The sequence below is a fragment of the Streptomyces sp. NPDC031466 genome, from assembly GCF_055581265.1.
In genome coordinates, this window is record NZ_JBVIJT010000019.1 from 28,742 (window position 1) to 49,360 (window position 20,619).

10 protein-coding genes and 1 pseudogene are annotated in these 20,619 nt (G+C 66.1%); 6 read left to right on the forward strand and 5 right to left on the reverse strand.

What is annotated here, in order from left to right; all coding sequences use genetic code 11:
• Positions 1 to 95 precede the first annotated feature (95 nt).
• The 4 genes and pseudogenes from ACZ5GP_RS33710 (at position 96) to ACZ5GP_RS33725 (ending at position 4,109) form a co-directional block, all read left to right on the forward strand.
• A complete protein-coding gene (locus ACZ5GP_RS33710; RefSeq protein WP_468754477.1) occupies positions 96 to 1,787 on the forward strand; it encodes an alpha-keto acid decarboxylase family protein in 1,692 nt (563 codons plus the stop codon).
• Between the two features lie 632 nt (positions 1,788 to 2,419).
• A pseudogene (locus tag ACZ5GP_RS33715) lies at positions 2,420 to 2,638 on the forward strand (TniQ family protein); the annotation flags it as partial.
• A 49-nt stretch (positions 2,639 to 2,687) separates the two neighbouring features.
• Positions 2,688 to 3,767, forward strand: coding sequence for a hypothetical protein (locus ACZ5GP_RS33720; RefSeq protein WP_468754485.1), 1,080 nt, complete (start codon positions 2,688 to 2,690; stop codon positions 3,765 to 3,767).
• A gap of 72 nt (positions 3,768 to 3,839) precedes the next feature.
• Positions 3,840 to 4,109 (forward strand): hypothetical protein, encoded by a 270-nt coding sequence (locus ACZ5GP_RS33725; RefSeq protein WP_468754478.1) that lies wholly within the window; start codon positions 3,840 to 3,842, stop codon positions 4,107 to 4,109.
• Between the two features lie 853 nt (positions 4,110 to 4,962).
• On the opposite strand, the gene ACZ5GP_RS33730 is transcribed toward ACZ5GP_RS33725, so the two are convergent.
• A complete protein-coding gene (locus ACZ5GP_RS33730; protein WP_468754479.1) occupies positions 4,963 to 11,217 on the reverse strand; it encodes an RHS repeat-associated core domain-containing protein in 6,255 nt (2,084 codons plus the stop codon).
• 1,473 nt (positions 11,218 to 12,690) lie between these two features.
• On the opposite strand from ACZ5GP_RS33730, the gene ACZ5GP_RS33735 reads away from it, so the two are divergent.
• Positions 12,691 to 13,008, forward strand: coding sequence for a hypothetical protein (locus ACZ5GP_RS33735; RefSeq protein WP_468754480.1), 318 nt, complete (start codon positions 12,691 to 12,693; stop codon positions 13,006 to 13,008).
• A 527-nt stretch (positions 13,009 to 13,535) separates the two neighbouring features.
• On the forward strand, positions 13,536 to 14,090 hold the full coding sequence (locus ACZ5GP_RS33740; RefSeq protein ID WP_468754481.1) for a hypothetical protein: 555 nt from the start codon (positions 13,536 to 13,538) through the stop codon (positions 14,088 to 14,090).
• Positions 14,091 to 14,457: 367 nt separating this feature from the next.
• Here the strand turns inward: ACZ5GP_RS33740 and ACZ5GP_RS33745 are convergent, their stop codons facing one another.
• From ACZ5GP_RS33745 to ACZ5GP_RS33760, 4 genes are all read right to left on the reverse strand, one after another.
• Complete coding sequence (locus tag ACZ5GP_RS33745) at positions 14,458 to 15,030, reverse strand: recombinase family protein (RefSeq protein WP_468754482.1); 573 nt, start codon at positions 15,028 to 15,030, stop codon at positions 14,458 to 14,460.
• A gap of 1,257 nt (positions 15,031 to 16,287) precedes the next feature.
• Positions 16,288 to 16,458 carry a hypothetical protein gene (locus ACZ5GP_RS33750; RefSeq protein WP_468754486.1) on the reverse strand — a complete coding sequence of 57 codons (171 nt, stop codon included), beginning with the start codon at positions 16,456 to 16,458 and terminating at the stop codon, positions 16,288 to 16,290.
• Positions 16,459 to 16,769: 311 nt separating this feature from the next.
• Positions 16,770 to 19,637 (reverse strand): Tn3 family transposase, encoded by a 2,868-nt coding sequence (locus tag ACZ5GP_RS33755; protein ID WP_468754483.1) that lies wholly within the window; start codon positions 19,635 to 19,637, stop codon positions 16,770 to 16,772.
• Positions 19,625 to 19,813, reverse strand: coding sequence for a hypothetical protein (locus ACZ5GP_RS33760; RefSeq protein WP_468754484.1), 189 nt, complete (start codon positions 19,811 to 19,813; stop codon positions 19,625 to 19,627). Before ACZ5GP_RS33760 ends, ACZ5GP_RS33755 begins: the two co-directional genes overlap by 13 nt.
• Positions 19,814 to 20,619 lie beyond the last annotated feature (806 nt).

The window sequence follows — 20,619 nt, forward strand, 5'->3', positions numbered from 1 at the left end:
AACGGGGCGAGGGGGGGGGGGGGTGTGGGTGGGAGCAGGGAGGAGGCGTCGCGACGCTGCGCTGTCTGCCACCACGCCACCCCGGAAGGACACACATGAACCCGGTCGCTTCCCCATCGGCCAGGACCATCACGGGCCGCCTCCTCGACCGCCTCTGCAACCTGGGCATCCGGCATGTGTTCGGAGTGGCCGGCGACTACAACCTGCGCATGCTCGACGAGGTCCTGGCACATCCGGGCATGCAATGGGTGGGCACGGCCAGCGAGCTGGGAGCCGCGTACGCCGCTGACGGCTACGCGCGCGTCCGCGGGTTCGCCGCCGTACTCACCACGCACGGAGTCGGCGAGTTGAGTGCCATCAACGGCATAGCGGGCAGCTACACCGAGTACGTGCCCCTGCTTCACATCGCCGTCGGCCCACCCAGGTCAAAGGAGCGGGATGGCGCTGTGGCCCATCACACGCTGGGCGACGGAGACTACGAACACTTCGCGCGCGCGTTCCGGCAGGTGGTCTGCGCCGACGCTCTGATCAGGCCCGAGGACGGCCCGGCCGAAATCGACCGGGTCATCACCACCTGCCTGCGCGAGAAGCGCCCCGGATATCTGCGACTGCCACAGGACGTGGCGCTTTCGAGCGCCACCTCGTCGTCTGGAACTGTGCGCCGTCCTGACCGGCGCGCCACAGATCAACACAGCCTCGCCGCCTTCCTCGACGCTGCCCGACGCAGGATCGAGACAGCGGGCACCATCGCGGTCCTGGCCGACAGCCTCGTTGACCGGTTCGATGCCCGCCCCGAACTGTCCGACCTGCTGAACGCCGGCTCCCTCCCGTACGCCGTCGTCGTATCGGGTAAAGGCATCGTCGACGAGAGTGCCCCGAACTACCTGGGCCTGTACGCGGGGGCGTGCAGCGACGACACGGTCCGCACCGCCATCGACAGCGCCGACCTGTTGATCCGCGCCGGAGTACGGCTCGCCGACACGACAAGCGGCGGATTCACCCACGGCTACGACCCGGACCGGGGGATCAATGCCGACCCCACCGCCGCGAGCGTTGACGGTGTCGTCTTCCCAAATGTAAGCCTCCACGCCGCGTTGGCGGGCCTGACACGGCTTGTCGCGGATTGCCCCCGCCCCGTATCAGCATCCACGTCGGCAGCGCCCGCCCCCCGTCACGCGTCGCTTTCCGCCGACAGCCCACTGAACCAGGCATACCTGTGGCATGCGGTAGGCGCCGCACTGCGACCGGACCACACCGTCGTTGCAGACCAAGGAACACCCTTGTTCGGCATCTCACCCCACCGCCTGCCGGCAGGTACCCGCTTCCTGGCGCAGCCCGTCTGGGGTTCCATCGGATACAGCCTGCCGGCGCTTCTGGGCGCCCAACTCGCTGACCCCTCACGGCGTGGTCTCCTGCTCATCGGCGACGGAGCGGCGCAACTGACCATCCAGGAGCTGGGCACCATAGGCAGGCATCGGCTCACACCCGTGATCATCCTCGTGAACAATCACGGTTACACAGTCGAGCGTGCCCTCCACAATCCGCGAGCCCTCTACAACGACATCGCCCCTTGGCGATGGACCTGCCTGCCTGCTGCTCTCGGTGTGCCCGAACCTCTCGTACTCACCGCCCGCACCACGGCCGAACTCGACCATTGCCTCAGGACGGCCACCGCCATCGAAGACCGCATGGTCTTCATCGAAGCGTGCACAGCACCGGACGACACTCCCGAACTCCTCTCCCGATTCGCCGAAATTGCAAGGCAACAAGCCAAGGAAGCCCAATGAGCTGCACTCATGCTGACTATTCGCAGGTCAGGGCGGTAGAGACGGCGCGGGCTACTGTGCCGATGCCTCAGGTGGGGCACCTGAATTGCTGGAGTAGTCACCACGACGTCAACCGTGCGAAGGCGAGTTCGCCCGGTGCTCGCAGCCGGGCGTGGCCGCGATTGACCCCTTGGTAGTGCTGGCGCTGTTCACGGATGGACCCGGGGCCTGGTCGCTGCTGTTTCAGATGTAGATGTGCCGTTGGCGATGAGGCCAGCGATGGCTCGGTAGGCGTCAGGCAGGCGGTCTCGGCGATAAGTCCTCTCCGCCCTTCAAGACTGTTGCAGTGCTGGACCGGCACCTGCACCATCTGCGGCCGACGCCTGCCCCCGCAACGTAAGCAGACTAAGAACCTAACGAAGCATTACTAGTAGTGCTTCGTTAGGTCTTTTCGTTGACGCTGATCAAGAGCATGTTGGGGTGTGTGGATGCGCATGAAGTGAACCGATTGCGGGCGGCGTTAGCGATGTTCGTGGCGGATGTTTTCGCCTCTGTTCCTGACCGGGCTGACGGCGACCGGCAGCAGCGCAGACCGGGCCCGCCTGAGCGCCATGGTCCACCTCGATGCCGAAACCACCGGGGTCTTTAGCACCATGACTCGACTCACCCCGCAGGAGACCTCAGCACTCGGATTGAGCGCCTTCGCACCTCGCTACCCCTATGCGGCCCCCTCCTACAGCACCAAGGCCCGCACCCGGGACGGCAAGCCCGCCATGAGACCGGACCGCTGGCTGTTCACCACCGCCACCCGCTACTGCCCCCGCTGCCTTGCCGGTGACGGAAGTCCCATCCAGGAAGAACACGGCGGGCCATGGCAACGCAGCTGGCGCCTGCCGCCCGTGTTCGCCTGCCCTCGCCACCGTGTCTTTCTGCGGCACCAATGCCCGGAATGCCGCCAGCCGGCACACAGCGCTCCGGGCCAGCACCCGGCTCCTGGCCCGGATCAAGGACCACCGGCTGCACCCCTTGCAGTGCCGCACCACCCTTCCCTCCACCGACAACAGGCCCTTCGACCCGCCCAGCTGCGGCACCCGGTTCGACACCACCACCGGCACACGTCCACAGCCCGACGCCGAACAACTCGCCTTCCAGGAACGCCTGTTAACCCTCCTGGGCGCAGGCGGGCCAGCGCAGGTCTCAAGCATCGGGACATCCATCGGGCTCGACCAGTGCTTCCTTCAAATCCGGTGGCTCTCCTCGCTGCTCTCCAGCACATGGCCGGCCGGAGCCGAGCTGATCTCCACCTCCGCCACACAGGATGCCGTCTCAGCCGTCGTCGACGAGCGCACAGAACGTGCCCACAACAGAGGCGCCCGCCGACAAGAATTCTCAGGGCACGACGCCCCGCCACTCGACGCGCACGCCTGCGCCGGACTCCTCGAAGCCGCCGTCCGCATCACCGACCAGAAGACCAGGGCAGACGCCCAATCCCTTCTTGAGCCGATCGCCGCAGGCCAGGGCTGGAAGACGGCATGGGGCCGCCGCTATCTGATGGACGAGCCAACCATTCAGACCGAACTCCGCCTCGCGCTCGAACCGTTGCTCCTCTTCAAACCGACCAGGCCAGCCCGACGGAACTCGATCGCCCGCAGGCGAAGCTACGGAGTCGAGCACATCCCCGCTCGAATTCCCCAGGACTGGTACGACCGCCATTTCCGGCATCTGGACCTCACAGGCATGCAGCCTCGTGTTTTCCGCCGGGCAGTCTCCGTCCGCCTCTACCAAGAGGCAACCGGCCAGCCCGCAAGCAGTGCAGCGGACTTCTTCCGCCAGCATCGTCGGCACTTCGCGACTGGGGCGATCACCGGCCTCACCCGCTGGCTGAAGGAAAACAAGAATCCGGGTCTCTTCCATGAATCTCTCGCCGGGCTGATCGAAGAACTCGAAACAGCAGAGCATCTCGTCAACTACGAGAGAAAGCGAGAACGAATGCTGAACTAGCAATTCAAGGAGCCGGAATGGAAGGCGATCACTTGCTCCCTGCCGCCTCCCCGGCCGACCTATGAGAAGTACATGGAACGGGAACAGCCGGCCGCGTCCACTTACGTCTGGTGTCACATCACGCAAGGAGAACGACAATTCGCACCATGGGTCGCCCAAGGCGGCAACGTGGAGGAAATCCACCAGGTCCTCCAGACTTTTCGCTACTCCAAAGCACATCGACGACACCGCCCGATGCTGGACATCCTCACGAACCTGACCAACCGCCTGGAAAGCGCGGTGGACGCCGACGAGTTCGACACCAGCAGCTTGGACGTCCAACACCTTCTGGTCCAGGACTGAGGCGTTCTCGCTTGATGAGATGGGCACTTGGTGACGATCGTGGCTGTACGGCCTGCTGGGCTTGGTGAACGCACGAAGGACGCGACCGTTGATGATCAAGGTATCGAAGCCGTGGATTGTCCAGGGGTCGCGTCCGCGTGGCAGTGTCCACGATCGAAGTCTTGTCCTGCCACCATGCCCACAGAGTGGACTCGCCGACCGATGGGCCCGGTCTGATCGAGATCGAACGGGCTGACGCTAGAGCTCCGACCGCCCATGTTCAAACCTAGGATCCGCAATACGCTTCAGCCCCTCTTCCCACATCTCATCGGAAGGATAGGATTCTCGTGCAAGAGTAAGCCCTCGCCTTATCACTGAGCGACGGCGCCCTCCTTTCCGGTGCACTTCGTAAACGCGAACGGGGAAGGGAAGGAGTTTCCGGCGCACATTCGTGATTCTCCCTACGCTCTGCGCGTCCCCCATATAGACGACTATATCTCCGACCTTAAACACTGAAGACGCCATCCGATTTTCCTTCATTTCGTTAGATCACCAAACGAGCGGGCAGAAATCAGGAGATTCGTTGAATTCGCCTGTACCCTTACTATTTCCCTGAAGAGTCCCTGCGGGGAAATCGCTTTACGCCGTCGATCACTAGGCTGATCCCCAGAAGCATGACGAACATCGAGTAGGGGTAGTCTACGAATTTTTCGGTCACGTAAATGATCAACAAGGCTAGCCCTGCGATGATTTCCATGACCCTGACCCATCTATTCACTAAAAGTTCTCCATGGTCCTGTGCTCGTTGCCAACACATAAGGGGACGCACCTGAGGGGGCGGGCGCGTCACCCGCCCCCTCAGGCATCGGTGTGATTAATTCATGGTTCGCCAGGCGCGCATGTTCCTGTAAGAGCGCCACCCGCTATAAGTCCTCAGGCGCCGGTACTGTTTGCCTGAGAATTTTCCGGACCTTCCCACCTTGATGGCGTTAGTCCAGGTCCTTCCGAAGAACCCTGCCGCCGCACCCCATCCGGCTGCTCGAACAGTGCCTCTCCATGTCCTCTTTCCGGCAGTGCCCCAATACCCCATCGCTCCAACGGCTGCTCCCGCTGCAATGCCGCACACGATCGAGACACCACACCCCAGGGCGGCGACCACGCCCACCCCTATTGCACCGACCTTCCACGCAGTTCGCCAGCCACCCCAGCGAACGAAGCGGCTTTTCGTGAAACTCTTCCACTTTTTCTTGAACCAACCCCACTTGCCGTCGAGGTCGTAGCGGTTGAGAGGGTCAGCGTGGACGTAATCGTAGGCGTTGGCGTTCCCACCGTAAATGGGGTCCATGGACAGGAAGCGTCCGGTTACGGGGTTGTAGAGGCGCACTCCCATAAGAGTGAGGCCGGTCAGTGTTTCGGCCGTACGTTGCTTTCCGCCGAGCCAGTTGTAGCGGGTGGGTGCCTGGCCGCTGCGGGGGTTGCCGTATTCGTCCGAGTCCAGGGCGACGGGTGGCTTGCCGGTGTCCAGCGGGAGCTGGAGGGCAACGTCGCCGTGGATGTTGGTGAGCTGGAGGACGGTGTCGCCGGTTTTGCTGGTGGTGGCGGCGAGGTCGCCCGATGCGGAGTCGACGTTGCGGGTGAGGGCTCCGGTGGTGGTGTCCTCGACGATCCAGCGGGGGTTGTCGCCGTCGCTGTCGTAGTGGTTGCGCTTGGAACCGTTCTGGGTCCAGGTGCCCGAGGTGTTGGTCTCGGTGGTCCAGGAGCGGAAGCGCAGGGCCGGGTCGAGTTCCCAGGTCTGGCGCTTGCCGTTGGCGGTCTGCTGGTGGACGAGGTCGTTGGTGTAGTAGCCGAGGGTGCTGCCCGGGAGGGCGGTGGTGCGGCCGAAGTCGTCGTAGGTGTAGCCGTTGTCGACGAGTCGGTCGGCGCTGTCGTAGGTGTGAGCGGTGGTGTTGGTGCCGCCGGCTGCGGGGCAGCCTGCGCCCTGAGCTCCGACGGTGGTGGTGAGTGCCTTGCGGTTGGCACGCTTGTCGAGTTCGTAGTCGCGGCGCGTGCAGCCTTGTTCGTTCATGTCGCGGACGCCGGTGAGGCGGCCGGTCTTGTCGTAGTCGTATTCCTGCCTGGACCAGCCCTGGTGGCTGGTGACTTGGCCGTGAATGGACTCGGTGACGGTGTCGGTGACCACGGAGGTGCTGTCGCTGTCGCGGGTGTAGACCCGGGAGACGGGTGTGCCGGTGGTGTCCTCGGTGATGTTCAGGGTGTAGCCGCCGGGGAGTTTCTCGGTGGTGACCGAGCCGTCCTGGTCGTAGGTGGCGGAGAAGTTTCCGGCGACGGAGTCGTTGGCGCCGGTCACCAGGCCGCGGGGTTCGATGGTGTGGTCGTAGGTGAAGGTGACTGTGGAGGGCGAGTTGTCGGTGGTCTTGACGGGGCGGTCGAGCAGGTCGTATTCGGTGGCGGTTCTGCCGCCGTCGGCGTCGGTGTAGCTGATGGTCCGGCCGAGCTTGTCGTAGGTCTTGGTGATCGTCCCTGCGGTGGGGGAGGTGATCTTGGTGACCTGGCCGGTAAGCGGGTCGTATTCCGTGGTGGTCTCGGGCACGGCCTTGCCTGTGCCGTTGTAGCTGGCGCTCTTTTCGGGGCGGCCCGCCGCGTCGTACCAGGTGACGGAGGTCAGGGTCTTGTCCCCGGCGTCCTTGGTCTCCTTGGTGGTCTGCCCGAAGTAGCCGTACTCGGTCGTGGTGGCGGGGGCCTTGTCAGGCTGGGTTCCGCCGCCGGTGATCGTTCCGGCGGGCCCGGTCCAGCAGACCTGGTCGGCCCATTCGGGGCGTCCCTTGCACCATCCGGTGCCGTCGGCCGCCCAGTACTGGGTGAGGCGGGTATTCGCGTCGGCGCCACCGGCACCGGGCAGGATCTGCTTGGTGACGCGTCCCTGACCGTCGTACTGGGTTTCTGTGTCGAGGCTCAGCCCGCCGGCGTCCTGGATAACGTGGGTGGGCAGGCCGTTGGTCCAGTCGTAGCTGGTCTTGTTCACCCGCAGCTCGGCCATGATCGAGTCCCAGTCCCGGACCCGGGCGCCGGTGATCACCGTGGTGACCTTGTCCTTGACCTTCGCGGTGCCGTCGGTGGGCCGGCCTTCGTCGTACTTGTTGACGGTCCAGGAACGGGCCGGGGCCGCGGTGCCCTTGCCGATCAGGGTCGTGGTGCCGTTCTTGAGGTCCTCGGTCAGGTCGACCCGGCGCAGCGGGCCGAACTCCTCGATTTCCCTGGCGCCCGTCTCGTCATAGGTTGAGGTGGTGGACAGCAGGGCGGCGCGTTCGTGCCAGGGCCGTTCGATGATGCCCAGATCGGTCAGCTGCCGCTTGTGCTTGTCGGTGGTGCCCAGGGCCAGTTCGCGGTTGGCAGCGCTGAGCTCGCGGACGGTGTTGCCGTAGCGGTCGTACTCGGTGACACTGATGTGCTTGCCCGGTGTGGCGGTGTTGACCTCGCGGCCGGAGGCGTTGAGGTAGTGCACGGTGGCCCGCTGGTATCCGTCGGCAGCCAGGCTGCCTCCCGCGTGCGAGGCGGGTACCTGGTCGGCGGGGAAGACGGCGGTGGCGTCGGTGGGGCGGTCTAGCTGGCCCCAGTGGCCGGCGTCCTTCATCTCGTGCGGTGCCTTGGTACCGGTCAGCGGCACTCCGTAGACGACGGAGGTCACCGCGGCGGGGCCGGTCTCGGTCGCGCTGCCCTGCTTGAGGGCGGCGCGGGAGACCTTGACCAGCATGCCTGCTCCGGGAGCGGTGCCGGAGGCGATGGTGTCGTAGCTGAAGGTGTAAGGGAGCTGTCCGGGGGGTGCCATCCAGACGACGCGGTCCTCGTGGTAGGCGTACTGCGTCTTGGTGTCCGGGCCCAGGCGCGGGTCCCAGGTCTGGCGGAGGTTGCCGTTCTTGTCGTAACGGTAGCTCTGCACCACCGTGGCGGTGGCGTTTCCGGCGCCGGGCTGGGTGGCCCAAAGCTTGATCTGCTTGACCTGGCCGGTGTAGTCGCCGAAGTCGGCGTTGGTCTGGTCGCCGGTCGCGGTGGTGGCGGTGGCGTACTCGAACTCCAGGATGCGGCAGCCCTTGAGGGCCGGATTGAGGTCGCACGCAGCCTGGGTCGCCGCCGTGGTGGGCGCGATGATCTTCTTCGGGCGGGCCAGTTTCTTGCCACCCACGGTGACGGTCTCGGAGATCACCCTGGTGGTCGAGTTGTCCGCTCCCTCGATCTGCGAGGTGGCGATCTGCCAGGTGGTGGCCGTGGCGTCGGGCTTGGTGAAGGAGGTGGCGGTGCCTTCGGTATCCGTCAGGGTGAAGGTCCCCGTGATGCTGCCCTTGAGGGTCAGTTCCTCGGAACCCGTCTCGGGAACCCAACCGGTCTTGGCCGCGTTCGCGGTGAAGTGGATCGCATCACCCTCGGCCATCACCACGTCGACGGCGGTGTCGGAGACACGACGGATGTGGCTGTAAGCGGACTCCGACAGCTCAGCGACCGTGCCCGAGACCCACTGCTTGCCGAAGATCGGGGCCTGGCCCTCCTGGTACTGCGCCTTGGTGGGCGAGCGGGAGGAGAAGGACCGGGTCGCCGTCAGGCCGAAGAAGGAGGCGTCGGTGGAGGAGAGGGTGTAGTCGCCGGTCAACAGGTTCAGCTCACCGGGGCCCACCTCCGTGGTCGCCGCCCCGTCACCGTCGCGGTCGATGACCACGCTCAGCGGAGCGGTGCTGCCAGTGGCGCTGTTCGGGCCGGTGAAGTCCGCCTTGATCTGCACACTTCCGCTGGTCACGGCGGTAGTGGTCGCGTTCCACACCAGGGGGGCGTTCTTGCCGCCCGTCAGCGGAACCGGCCAGGCGGTCAGCGCAGTGCCGCCCGAGGTGACGTTCCCCGCAGGGATCTGCATCCAGGCGTCGGCGGCCGAGCGCCGCCAGAAGAAGGTGGCCTTGTCGAACTTGCCCGCCTCCGTCTCCACAGCGAGCGGCAGACGTCCCGCGGTGCGCTCGCCCTCACCGGGCTGGGCGAAGCCGCTGCTTCCGGCGTGAAAGACGTAGTCCTTGGGCTCGGACTTGTTGTCGCCCCGGTCAACCGTACGGACCTGCAAGGTGTGGGTGCCGTTGCGCGGCGGAGTGACACTGATCTTCTTCGCGGTGGCGGCACCACCGGTTTCGACCTTGGTCCAGTTCACACCGTCCAGCGACCACTCCAGCCACTGGTGATCGGCGGCCGGGGGCGTGAGGGTGAACTCACCCGCCTGCCCCTCGCCCTTGACCCAGGCGTTGCTGGGGTAGTCAGTGGAAGTGACAGCCGCAGGCGCGGAAGGGCTGGCGGTATCGACAGTGAAGGACCGCCACTCCGACCAATTGCTGTACTCCTTCCCGTCATAGGTCTGGGTCTGGAACTTGTACGCCTTGCCGTTGCTGAGCAGACCGGCAGGAACGCTCACCGAGGCGGCCTGCCCCGAGGCCACGAAAGCGGAGTCGATCAGATTGCCGACCCGGGTGCCATTGGCCTCCTCGATCTTGAAAGCGGCGCGAACCTTGTCCCCGTCCTTATCGGACAGCACATCACGAAGCGTCGGGGTGAGCGTGTTCACCACGTACGTGCCGTTGTACTGATAGAACGGCGGGCCCGCCTCCCGCATCGACCCCACGTTCGGGGCAGCGGCGTAATTGACCACCAGCTGGGGGGTGTTCTCCGCGGCACTGGCGGAGTTCAGCTCCTGCCACCCCGAGGCGACGCCCTCATTGGCCGCACGCAGCGCCACCGTGCCGACGGGAGCTTTGTCCTTGGCCCAGGACTGGACCAGGCCGGTCACATCGGCGCTGCTGTGGCCCGCCTCCTTGCCCGGCTCAGAGGTGGCCTGCTTCACCTTCGGCTCAGGGCGCTTGTCCCAGCCGCCCCGAGCGTCGGCAGCCGTGCCGTCGGCCGACCACACCTCCCAGCCCGCATTTTTGGCAGGGTTCTTGGCCGCGGTCGGGGCGTTCCACACGTTCAGTTTCGCGCTGGAGATCTTGGTACCCGCCAGGTCGGCGGTGTCCAGCGTGAGGAAGGACTGGGCGGTCTGCCGCCGACCGTCCTTACTCTTCGCATCGGGGCTCCCCAGCAGGAGCTCCGACCCGACTGCCTGGTGCCCGCCGACGCCCTGCTGGGCCACGCCCTGCGTTGCCGTCGGCTGCACGGCGAGCGCCGTGCTCACCGTGAGCGGGAACGAGGTCTTCGGGTCGGCCAAGGCCTTCGCGTCCGGCGTGAACACCAGTGCCGCGTTCTCGCCCTTGCCCGTCAGCTTCATGCCAACAGGTATCCGGCGGGCCGGCTCACCTGTCGCCGAATCCAGTGCCCCGGCCGACATCGAGGGCGCAGACATGACAGCCCACTGCTTGTTCTTCTTGTCGCTGAACAGCAGGCTGCCATCGGCCTGCTCCTTCACGCTCAGACCGGAGACGTCCAGCGGCAGCGTGTAGGAGAACCCGGCCGCGCCGGGCCGCTTCTTGATGACGACGGACTGCTCGAAGCCGGTACGGGTCGCGGCGACCTCCACGTCGATGCCCGCAGCGGCATCCGCGAACAGCGCCCGTGCGCCGGCCAGTTGCGGCTTGGGCAGCGAACCCAGCCACCCCAACGCGATCCGCTCGCCTGCTCCCACCGCAGCCAGGGGGGACCGGCCCTTGCCCGGTTTCCCCCCGAGTTGGAGGCCGCGCGGATGCGCCACCGGCACGGCACCGTCATCCGACGCACGCAGACTGACGTCGACGTCCGTCCACTGCCCGGCCCGCTCGAACCGGACAGGGCCCGCCGACAACTCCTTGGTCAGTGTGCCGTTCTTGTTCACCCACGTCGTGGACGTCTCCGTGCGCTCGGACAACGCCTCTACCCGATGGCCTGACAGACGGGCCGCAACCCGGGCAGAGGTGATGTCCGCCGCAGTCGTCGCAGCCTTCGGCGCTGGCTTCTCCACCGGCCTCGCCTGGGCCTCCTGCTTAGGCTGGGCGAACACCTCCCCCGTCGTGGAAGCCACCAGCGCCGCTTCCGCCGCCAGCACAACAGCCAATGCCAACGCCACCCGCGACAAACGGCGTTGCGAGGCCGCGCCCCCCCACCGGGATCTCAAATGCAACTCTGTCCCTGGTCTCATCAGACCGTCCCCTCCCCTTGGCCACAATGTGAGCGGACGGATCAAACCATGTGAAGATTGCGGCAGACATTTGACAATGACCTGATTCCGCGAGTCGGACTTACTCGCCCACTAGCCGGGCCTGCGTAGGGGATCTGTGGAGCCATGTTGGGTTCCAGTACCTCGCCAGAGCGGTGAACTGCGCTGATAGCAGTGCCCGTTCAGTTGTGGGCAACGCCTACGTGCGGTCGAGGCGCACCCTGGAAAGTCCCGCCCTTCCGGTAGCAGCCACATGAATCGGCGAGTAGTTGGCAGAAACCCTCCCTTGCCCCTTGCCCAGGGCACGAGAGTTCTCAGCTGGCGGACAGGAGTAGGTCGAATGCCTGGTCGGGGTGTGACAGATGGTGGTCGGTAACTGCCGCATGGTTGCCCAGCAGGCCAGATGGGCCAGGGCGATCGCGAGGTTCCGGAAGGCGGCCAGGGGCCGGGGTGCGGTCCCGGTGCGGACACGGCAGGCGTCCTCGCGCAGGGCGGCCTCATGGACGTGGTGCAGGGCCTGCACCTCATGCGGAAAGGCGAGGCCGATAACCGTTGCGGCCTTGAGTCGGCGAATTTCGTCGCGGGCCGCGACCGGTGGCGCGGGCCCTGTGCAGCAGAGGGACGCATCGCCAGGGAGGTTCTTCAGCGTCTCCTGCAAGGTGGAGCGGTTGCTGCACTCACAGGGCCAGCAGACCGAACAGCCGCGATCGTCACCAGCCGCCCATCTCACCAAGCGAGAACGCTTCAGCACTGCCCTGGCAGTGGCCGGTGAATAGCGACCGATAAGCAACGTGCGGCCCCAGACCGCACCGCGTCACCCGAAAATGCAGCCTCACACGCTCACTCCATGCAGCCCCGCACACTCAAATCCGCCGCTGCCAGCGCCAAGAGGGACGTTCCGTTGCAAACCGCAGCACTCAGTCTCACGCCTGCTGGTGGAAACGGTCCTGGACGCAGTGTCCGGCATCGCCTTCGGGAGCAAGACCGGCGACCCGGAGCTGGTCGAACGAGGGCGCCGCACCCTTCTGCGGTGCCGCGCCGGCGCCGCCACGCACGCTTCCCGCACGATCGACGGAGGCGACCCGCGATGACGCACAGCACCGGCGTACCACGGCCTGGGGGAACAGCGGTACAGCGGTTAACGCTAAGCCGGTGATCATGGGATCGGGGCAGGCCGTGGGCTGGCCTACCGCATTTCGGCGTTCGGATGGGGCTGGGTCTGGAGCCGTTCGCGGAGGTCGATCTCCCCGGGGTGAGCGGGTCCTCGGGCCGGCCGATGCGTACGGGCTTGGGCCGCAGGGGCAGACCATCGTCGGCCGCGGTGACCTCGGCTTCGGCGAGGGCCCGGTAGAGCGAGGCGCGGGGAACGATGTTGAGCTGCTCTGGTGGAGCGGGTTGCCGTGGTCTCCTCTGCCAGGTGCCACAACTACTTGACGGATTGAGCGTTAGGCAGGCGTGAAGATCATCATGCGGCGTATCGCCGCTTCTGCTGTCCTTGCCGGTAGTGCACTCGGAACGTTGGCAATGCCTGCTCAGGCCGCCGACACGGGGGTCTCAGTGTCCGACACCCATGCGGAAGAAGTGTTCCCCACCGACCTATTCGGCTATGAGGATCACGAAGAGTTCATCCAGGCCTATTACGAGTACAAGAAGGGCTGTATCGACAGTTGTGAGGTCGGCTTCATCCAGAGCCTGGTTCACAAAGAGGTGGCCGATCTGGTTTACCGCGAGCCTTCGAACCTCACGGTCTCAGGCTGGGCGCGCAGTGACTGAGTGAAGGCCACCGGCTGCCCCCTGATCAAGTTGCCGTACGACGCCTTGATCTTGTGCTCTACGGGTCAGGACTGTCCTTCACGGAGCTATTGCGGCAGCCGTATCCCTCCTTGCTGGTGGCGTTGTCTCTGAACTGCCTTGTTATGGCGCGGGGCGAGTGTCGAGAGGCAGACCGTTCCTCGCCGGGGCCTCGTCGGCCTCGTCGGCCTCGGCGAGCGCCCGGGCCCTGCGGTCGGTGAGGAACAGCGGGCCGCGGGTACGGCGGGCGATCAGGCGGGGCAGCAACTGGACGGTGCCCGACTGCCAGTGAAGCGGTTACTGCCAAGGCGATCGCTGTAGGTTCCACCGGCGTACCGATGTTCGCCAAGGCCGCCATGGAATTGGCCAATCCCTCGGGCATCCCCCCACGCGTTGGCCCTCTGCAGGATGATCATCGAGGTCAGGTCACCCCCGGCCGGCCGTCGCACCATCGCGATCGGTCGACATCGCCACGGCTTTCGAGCCGACCTAAGAGAACGGGACCCGGTATGCGGATCCGAAAGACCCTGCTCGGCCTCGCCGTGACCACGCTCCTCGCCGGCATGGCGGCCACCCCCGCCGGTGCGGCGCCGACGGCCGCCCTTCCCTCCGGCACCAGGCCCGTCGAACAGCCCCAGACGCGAAGCGACATCATCAGGCTTGAGAAGGCACGGTTCCCGAACGCCACGCTCTGGGGCTATGTCGACTGCCACACCGCGCCCCACGTGAGCGAGGGCATCTCCGTGCGGGTACCCGCGAACACGATTCTGGCCGCGGGCGATATCGTGGAACTGCGCTGGCAGGCATACTGGTCTCTCAACGGCAGCGGGCTTCCCATCTCAGGCACGGAGTTCACCGAGAGCCGCACCATGGACGCCGCGACCCTCGGACAAGACCTCGCGTTTGTCGTCCCCTTCCGGCCTCACATCGCCCCGGTGCACTTCGGCTCGGGGGTCGTGAACTACCGAGTCCTTCGAGCCGGCCAGCCAATCGGTGAAGCTGACACAGCGCTCGTCAAGATTGACCTCCTGCTTCCGGGCTCGGAACACGGCTGCTTGCTCTAAGGTCCTTGCCGTTCGTCGGCGCCCGCAGTCGCCCCGATCAGACCCGTTGGGTCTACGGCCGTGGGGACCGAACAGCGGTTAGCGGTAGTGACAGTTCCGCTTGTGCGTCTCGCAGATACGACCATTGATGAGAATGACGGTGTGTGACGCTCGTGGCCGTGGCCGTCCGACGTCTGGGACTCAACGCTGTGGTGGTCGTTTCCTGGCGCCCAAACGGTGGGTCGGGCGGCGACAGAGCCGCCGGAAGCGAGCAGGTCGTGGGCGATCCGGCCCGGCAGCGGTCACCGCTCCTGGCGCTACTGGGCCCTGTCCTCCCGAAGCTGCCGCGAAGTGACAAGTAGCTCTCCGTAGCGGTCCGCCCCTGGGGTCAGCTGTCGACGGGTGCCGCTGCTGGGTTGAGGGTCTTGTGTACAACGCCGACGGAGACCTTGACGGCGGTGGCAATCTCGCGGATTGACTGGCCTTCAGCGCGGCGGGCGAGGATCACACGGCGCTTGTCGTCGTCCACGACGGGGCGTCGGCCGCCGATACGGCCGCGGGCGCGGGCGGAGTCGAGGCCGTTCTTCGTCTTCTTCACAATGTCGCGGCGCCGGTCCTCGGCAAGGGCGAGAGCCAGGTCGAGGATGAGCGAGCGTTCGGTGTGCTCGCCGGCGGCGATGCCGTCCAGCACCTTGACCGCGATCCCTCGCTGGAAGAGGGCGTTGAGGACGATCAGCCCTTCCAGAAGGTTGCGGCCGAGGCGGTCAACTTCCTGCACGGTGAGCATGTCGCCGTCGCGGAGGTAGTCGAGGGCGGCGGTCAGGCCGGGCCGGTCGTCGACGGAGAGCTTGCCGCTGATCCTCTCCTCGAAGACCTTGAGGCAGATCGGTCCGAGGGCGTCGTGCTGGCGCCGGGTCTTCTGCTTGTCGGTGCTGACGCGGACCAGTCCGATGAGCGCCACGGGGGCCCTTTCCGTTCATCAAACGTCTTCAGGTAGCGATCTGAACGCTAGCAGTTGATAAACGGAAAAATGAACGGTTCTGATGGGTTGTCGGGGCGCGGAGCGACTCAGGGGCAGTCGTTCGGCAAACGACCGATAAATGAACGCGTTACAGCCTTGTCGGTTGCAGGTGCCCGGTACCGGACGCCTTGGTAGTCGGCGATCTCGTCCAAGGGCCCCCACCGGAACGACGTGAGGCTCGGCAGCGAGCTCTGCCTCCGAGAGGCCGCCCTCCGGCTCGAACGTCGGCACCTGGTGATCTGTCACTGAGCTTGGATCACCTCCAGCGATGAGGTCGCCGGACCGCCGTCCAACGCGTTCAGGTGAAGATGGCGGACCAATACCGATCATGATCCGCACGGGGTGGTGAGCTTCAGGTGTCCGATGAACCGAGCCTGGAGAACCGTATGCGTCCGAGGTCGCCCGCATCCGCCTGTTCCTCCGGCCGCAGCAAAGCGACCCCGTCCACCAGGAGCAGTCTCGCTGCCCCCGGTATCGAACCGTTGAACCCCACTGATCCACCACTCTCCGTGACTCGCATCAGATGCGAGAAAACCGCATCCTATGCGAGCCACCAGAGAACCCGCAGGTCAGCCCCTTGAGCGAGTGGCGACATGACCTTGTCCACCGCTATGGTCACCGTTAACGCGGGCGCCCAACTCCACAAAATTGCCGAGCGGTTGATGATCCCGCTCAGATGGATTCGCACACCGTCGCGAATTCGCATCTGATGCAATTGGCGGCAGTTGGACCAATGGAACAGCCATTAGCGCTAAGTACTTGATCTTGGTCCCCAAGGCCGATGCAGTTGCCCCAAGGCGTCGAGGTGAGGATGGCAAGGGCGCTGTGGATGATCCTGCATGGGTGCGTGACCGGTGCCGGATGGTCTCGTTCAGTACGTATGACGCGCATCTCTCACGCAGCCCTTGTCTCCGCTGCTGCTATCGCTATGACGCTCGCCGCAGGACCTTCAGCGAGCGCTACCTCAGTAATCGGCCTCGGAAACAGTGCCCACGACAACTCATGCTTGAACGTGGGCGGTGCTTTGGCCAACGGACCGACCAAGCAAGCCATAGGGACCGTTTCCGGGCTGGTGGCAGCCCTCCCGCTCAGCGGCCCCACGAACCAATGCGGCGACCTTGGGCTACCGGAAGAGAGCGAAGCTGCCGAAGGAGAACCGGAATCCGTAAGGAAAACGCAGTTCAAGCCTGCGCTCATTTAATAGCCGCGTCCCATGGCCCGCAGGCAATCCAGCACCGCCCGGCAGTCCCCCGGCCGTACGGTGGCCGCCGTCGAGCGTACGTCGTCGGTCTTCGCGGCCTCCACCGCGAGGCGGCGCCCGCCTTTGCTGCCCTGGGCCTCGCCGGCGCTGACCTGCGGCTTTCTCAAGCTCGGGAAACCGCTCCAGCTCGGGCCTCGTCGGCTCCTCGGCGAATGTCCCGTACGCCTCAGCCTGCTCATCAGTCAGAAATTCCACCGGCATGCCGGGCGTACGTCTCCGTGCTGACCCGGCCTTCGCAGCTGGGGCACTGGGGCGTACATCCGCAGACCGAGCAGTCGGCGCACCTCATCCGGTCGCACTTCTCGCACAGCATGTCGCGCGGGGGCGGGCCGTCGGGGCAGCACTCGCGGCAGGCCGTCATCGTCACGGTCCCAGCTTCAGCTTTCAGGCAGGGCTGCGGCGTGGTGACACACGGACGTCAGGAGGGCAGAGCGGCCGCTCCCTGCGCCGCCGGTCCGGCAGTCTGCGTGTCGGGCGCGGTACGAGGTCCGGGCACCACGGACGCGATGGTGGCGAGGGCGAGCTGGGAGTTCACGTCCAGCTCGAACCGGCCGTAGGGGTTGATGTGGGTCCAGAACAGTGGGGACAGGGCCCGCCGGTCGGCGTCGGTGAGGCGCTTGTGCCACTTCTCCTCGCTCAGGATGTCCTGGAGGAGCAGGGTGTTGACGTGCACGAGCGCTGACTGGAGCAGGTGCAGGGCGAGCATCGAGACTTCCTGGGACTCCTTGTCGGAGCCGGTCAGGTCGCCATCCTTGCCGTAGAACAGGTCGTGGTTGGCGCTGTTCCAGTTCTCCACGACCTGGAGCCCGTCGTTGATCTCGCGGCGCAGGTCTGCGTCGGCGAGGTAGTCGCAGATGAACGCGGTGCGTACAGCCCGCCCGAGTTCCTCGATCGCCCGGTAGGTGGGGTGCTTGGGGCCGCCGCGGGTGAAGCGCCGCAGGACCTGTTCGGCCTCGGCGGTGCCCAGGCGCAGGGCGGTGGTGTACTTCACGATCTGGTCGTACTGCTGGCGGATCAGGTCCCAGTCGATCGTCTTGGTGGAGAGCACCGGTGTCAGGTGGGGCCAGGTATCGTCCTGGCCGGCCGCCGGACGGTACAGGCGCGCGGAGCCGACGTTCTTCAGCCGCGGCAACAGGTTGAAGCCGAGCATGTGGGCGAAGGCGAACCCGACAATGGACGCCCCGTGGGTGTCGGTGTACTGCCGGTCGATCTCCACGTCCGTACAGTGCCGCAGCACGCCCTCGATCATCGCGGCGACCTCGGACGCGGAGCAGGACTTGAGCTGGCTGTAGACGCACAGCGACGTCTTCTCGACGTGCCAGTAGATGAGCATGCCGGGGCCGCGGTAGCGCTGGTGCCACTCAGTCATGAAGTTGCTGGACCAGGAGCCGAACTTCTTCGAGTCGCTCGCGCAGGCGGTGCCCTCGCCCCACCACGCCGCATCACGGGCCGCGAAGGTGGCGTTGACCAGGCGCACCAGGGCGGCGCGTAGATTGGTGCGGTTGACGAACAGGTGCCGCACCCGGCGCAGGACGGCCTCGTTCTCGCCGTGCTTGCCGGTGACCGCGACCCGCTTGATGCCCATGTTCGTGCCGAGCGCGAACAGCACCAGCAGCAGCCGGCGTCGCAGCACCGCCTTCGGGACCGCCTCCCGGGTGGCAACCGAGGTGAACTCGGACGTGAAACCGGTGGCGAACTCGGCCTCTTTGAGGATGTCGATCAGGTCGATCGTGCCCCACCGGCGTTCGATCTCCGCCTTCAGCGCGACGAGGTTCTCCGGTTCCTCCTGCTTGCCCATCGGCGAAACCTTGATCCACGGCTCCCCGTGCTTCCTGACGATGCTTACCCCGCCCGTGGTGCCCAGCTCCAATGCTGTGTTGAGGCCGGTCAGCGCGTCGTGCAGCCGCTTCTTCAGGGATTCGATGAACGCCTTGGGGTCCTGCGGCTGACGGATCGCGTCGTAGTGCACATCGCGGTTGTCCTCGAAGTCCGGTGGCAGGTCGTCCTCCGGGTTCTGCCACCGGCCCGCGCCCGGCACCCAGATCTCCCGGCGCCGCAGTGCGTCGCGCAGGCTGACCAGCACGCACAGCTCGTAGGGGATGCGCTCCACCCGGCCGCGCTCGTCCACCACGGCCTTGCGCCACTCCTCGCGCACCACCCCGGCGAGCGGGATCTTCTCCGTCTCGTCAAAGAAGGCGCCCTCCTTGGCGATGGGCTGGTCCAGATACCGCTTCAGTAGATCAATGGCGTCCATCACCGGCCGGTAGGCGGTTTTGTTGCACTTCAGCTCCAGCGCCCCCAGCAGCGGCGAGAGCATCCGCCGCCAGTGGCCCGAGTACGACGAGCGCAGCACGGTGCGTACCCGGGCCCGGTAACGGGCCTCGTTCGCCGCGGCCTCCGCCGCGAGTGCCTTCAGGGTGGACTCCCCGGCCACCGGATAGATCACTTTGCGGACCGTGCCGCCCGGTTGCGCGAGGGCCGCCTCCGCCAGCCGCAGCAGGATGCCCTCCTTGCCGCGCACCCGCTTGAGGTCCTTGGCGAACTCGCCCTCGACCTTCTTCTCCGCCCGCGTGTTGATCCGCTGCACGAGCTGAATGAACAGCTCCACCAGCGAGTCGGTGATCTCCGTCTGCCGAACATGGCACAACGCGGCCAGCAGCGTGTATCGCACCGGGGCACCCGCCGCCCGCAGGTCCGAGGGGTACTCCTTCGACGCCCGTGCCCGCCAGGCGCCCACCAGCTTCTCCGACACGTCCCCGAACAGCTCCGGCGCCAGCTCCAGTGCGCGCACCCGCTGGAGCTTGTTCACCTCCGCCAGGAGGCTGTCCAGCCCCAGCGCGCCCGGGTCCGCCTTCAGCTCGGTGAAGAAGGTGCCCCCGCCGCCCGCGCTGTCCTCGCTCATACCCGCGTCCTCGGCGATCAGGTCGTCCAGCCGGGACCGGGTCGCTGCCGACAACCGGCCCACCGTCGCCGCGCAGAACCGTTCTTCGAAGGCGCTGACGGCCGATCCCACCAGCCGGGCGATACGCCCTGGCGTCGGCGGCTCCAGCCGGTCACCCCGGCACCGGACGACCACCGCCTCCGCCAACCGGTCCCGGCTCAGCTCCACCCCGCACAGCTCCGCCGCCAGCCACTCGACCAGCTGGGCCTGGTCCTCCTCGGTGCACTCCCGAAAACCGAACGCGCCCCTGATCTCCACCCGGTGCCGCTTGATCGCCCGCCCCGACCAGTCGTACGCGGCCCACTCCCCGGCAGGCACCTTCACCTGCTGGGCTACGTACGACACCGCCGGCACCGGGATCTCCCCAACATCCTCCGGAACCGGGCCTCCACCTCGAAGAACTTCAGCAACAGCGCGAACCCCAGCCGGTTCGCCCCTGACTTGTTCCGCAGACGCTCCTGGTCCTCCTCCAGCAACGTCCAGACCTCGATCAGGTCCTCCGGCTCCCAGTCCTGCCGCACCCCGGTCTCCCTCCGGTCGTCATGACCGGACCAACCTCGCCGAGAAGCTCCCACAACAAGCCCAGAAGATCGAAAAGCCGGACAAGCCCAACCCCGGTTTGCTACGGAGAGCTACTTGTCACTTCGCGGCAGCTTCGGGAGGACAGGGCCTACTGGGGTGCCTCCCGGAACCGCTGCAGTCAAGTGCGTACACCTCGCCTGCGGCGGCCGGAGAGTTGCCGCAGGGCGCGATGATCACGGCCGGGGCCTGCCGCAGTGAATCCGGTATCCACTGCGGCAGGCATCGGACCCTGTCGACGTCGTTTCGTATCAGTCAGCCATGTTCCGGCCGAGAGGCATGATGCCGACCGTCCTGGATGCCACTGACGGGGTGGCGGTGTCGGCGGTGAAGGTGGTGCTGGCGGTCACCAGTGCGTAGGCGTGGGCAAGCTCTGTCAGCGCCTTCGACGCCTGGCCCGGGTACTTGTCCGCGACGTGCTGGGTCTCCTGGCTGAGCCGAGCAGGGCCGCGACGTCCTTGTTGGAGGCGCCTTCGGCGCAGGCCAGGATGACCCGACACCGAAGAGCCCACGCCTGCGGCGTGGAACGGCGCCGCACCCACCCCTCGAGCGCGGCCCGCTCCTCACCGGACAGGATTAACTCGGCCTTCGGCCGCCCAGTACGTGCCACAGGCCAAGCCTATACATCTGAACGAAATTCCTGACTCAGAAGACTAAAGCGTGTTGCGGAAGGCTGCGTAGCGGGCATTTCCCCTGTATGCGTGGGGTGTTGAGGGTTCAGCCGTTGTGGGTGGAGACGTTCACGGGA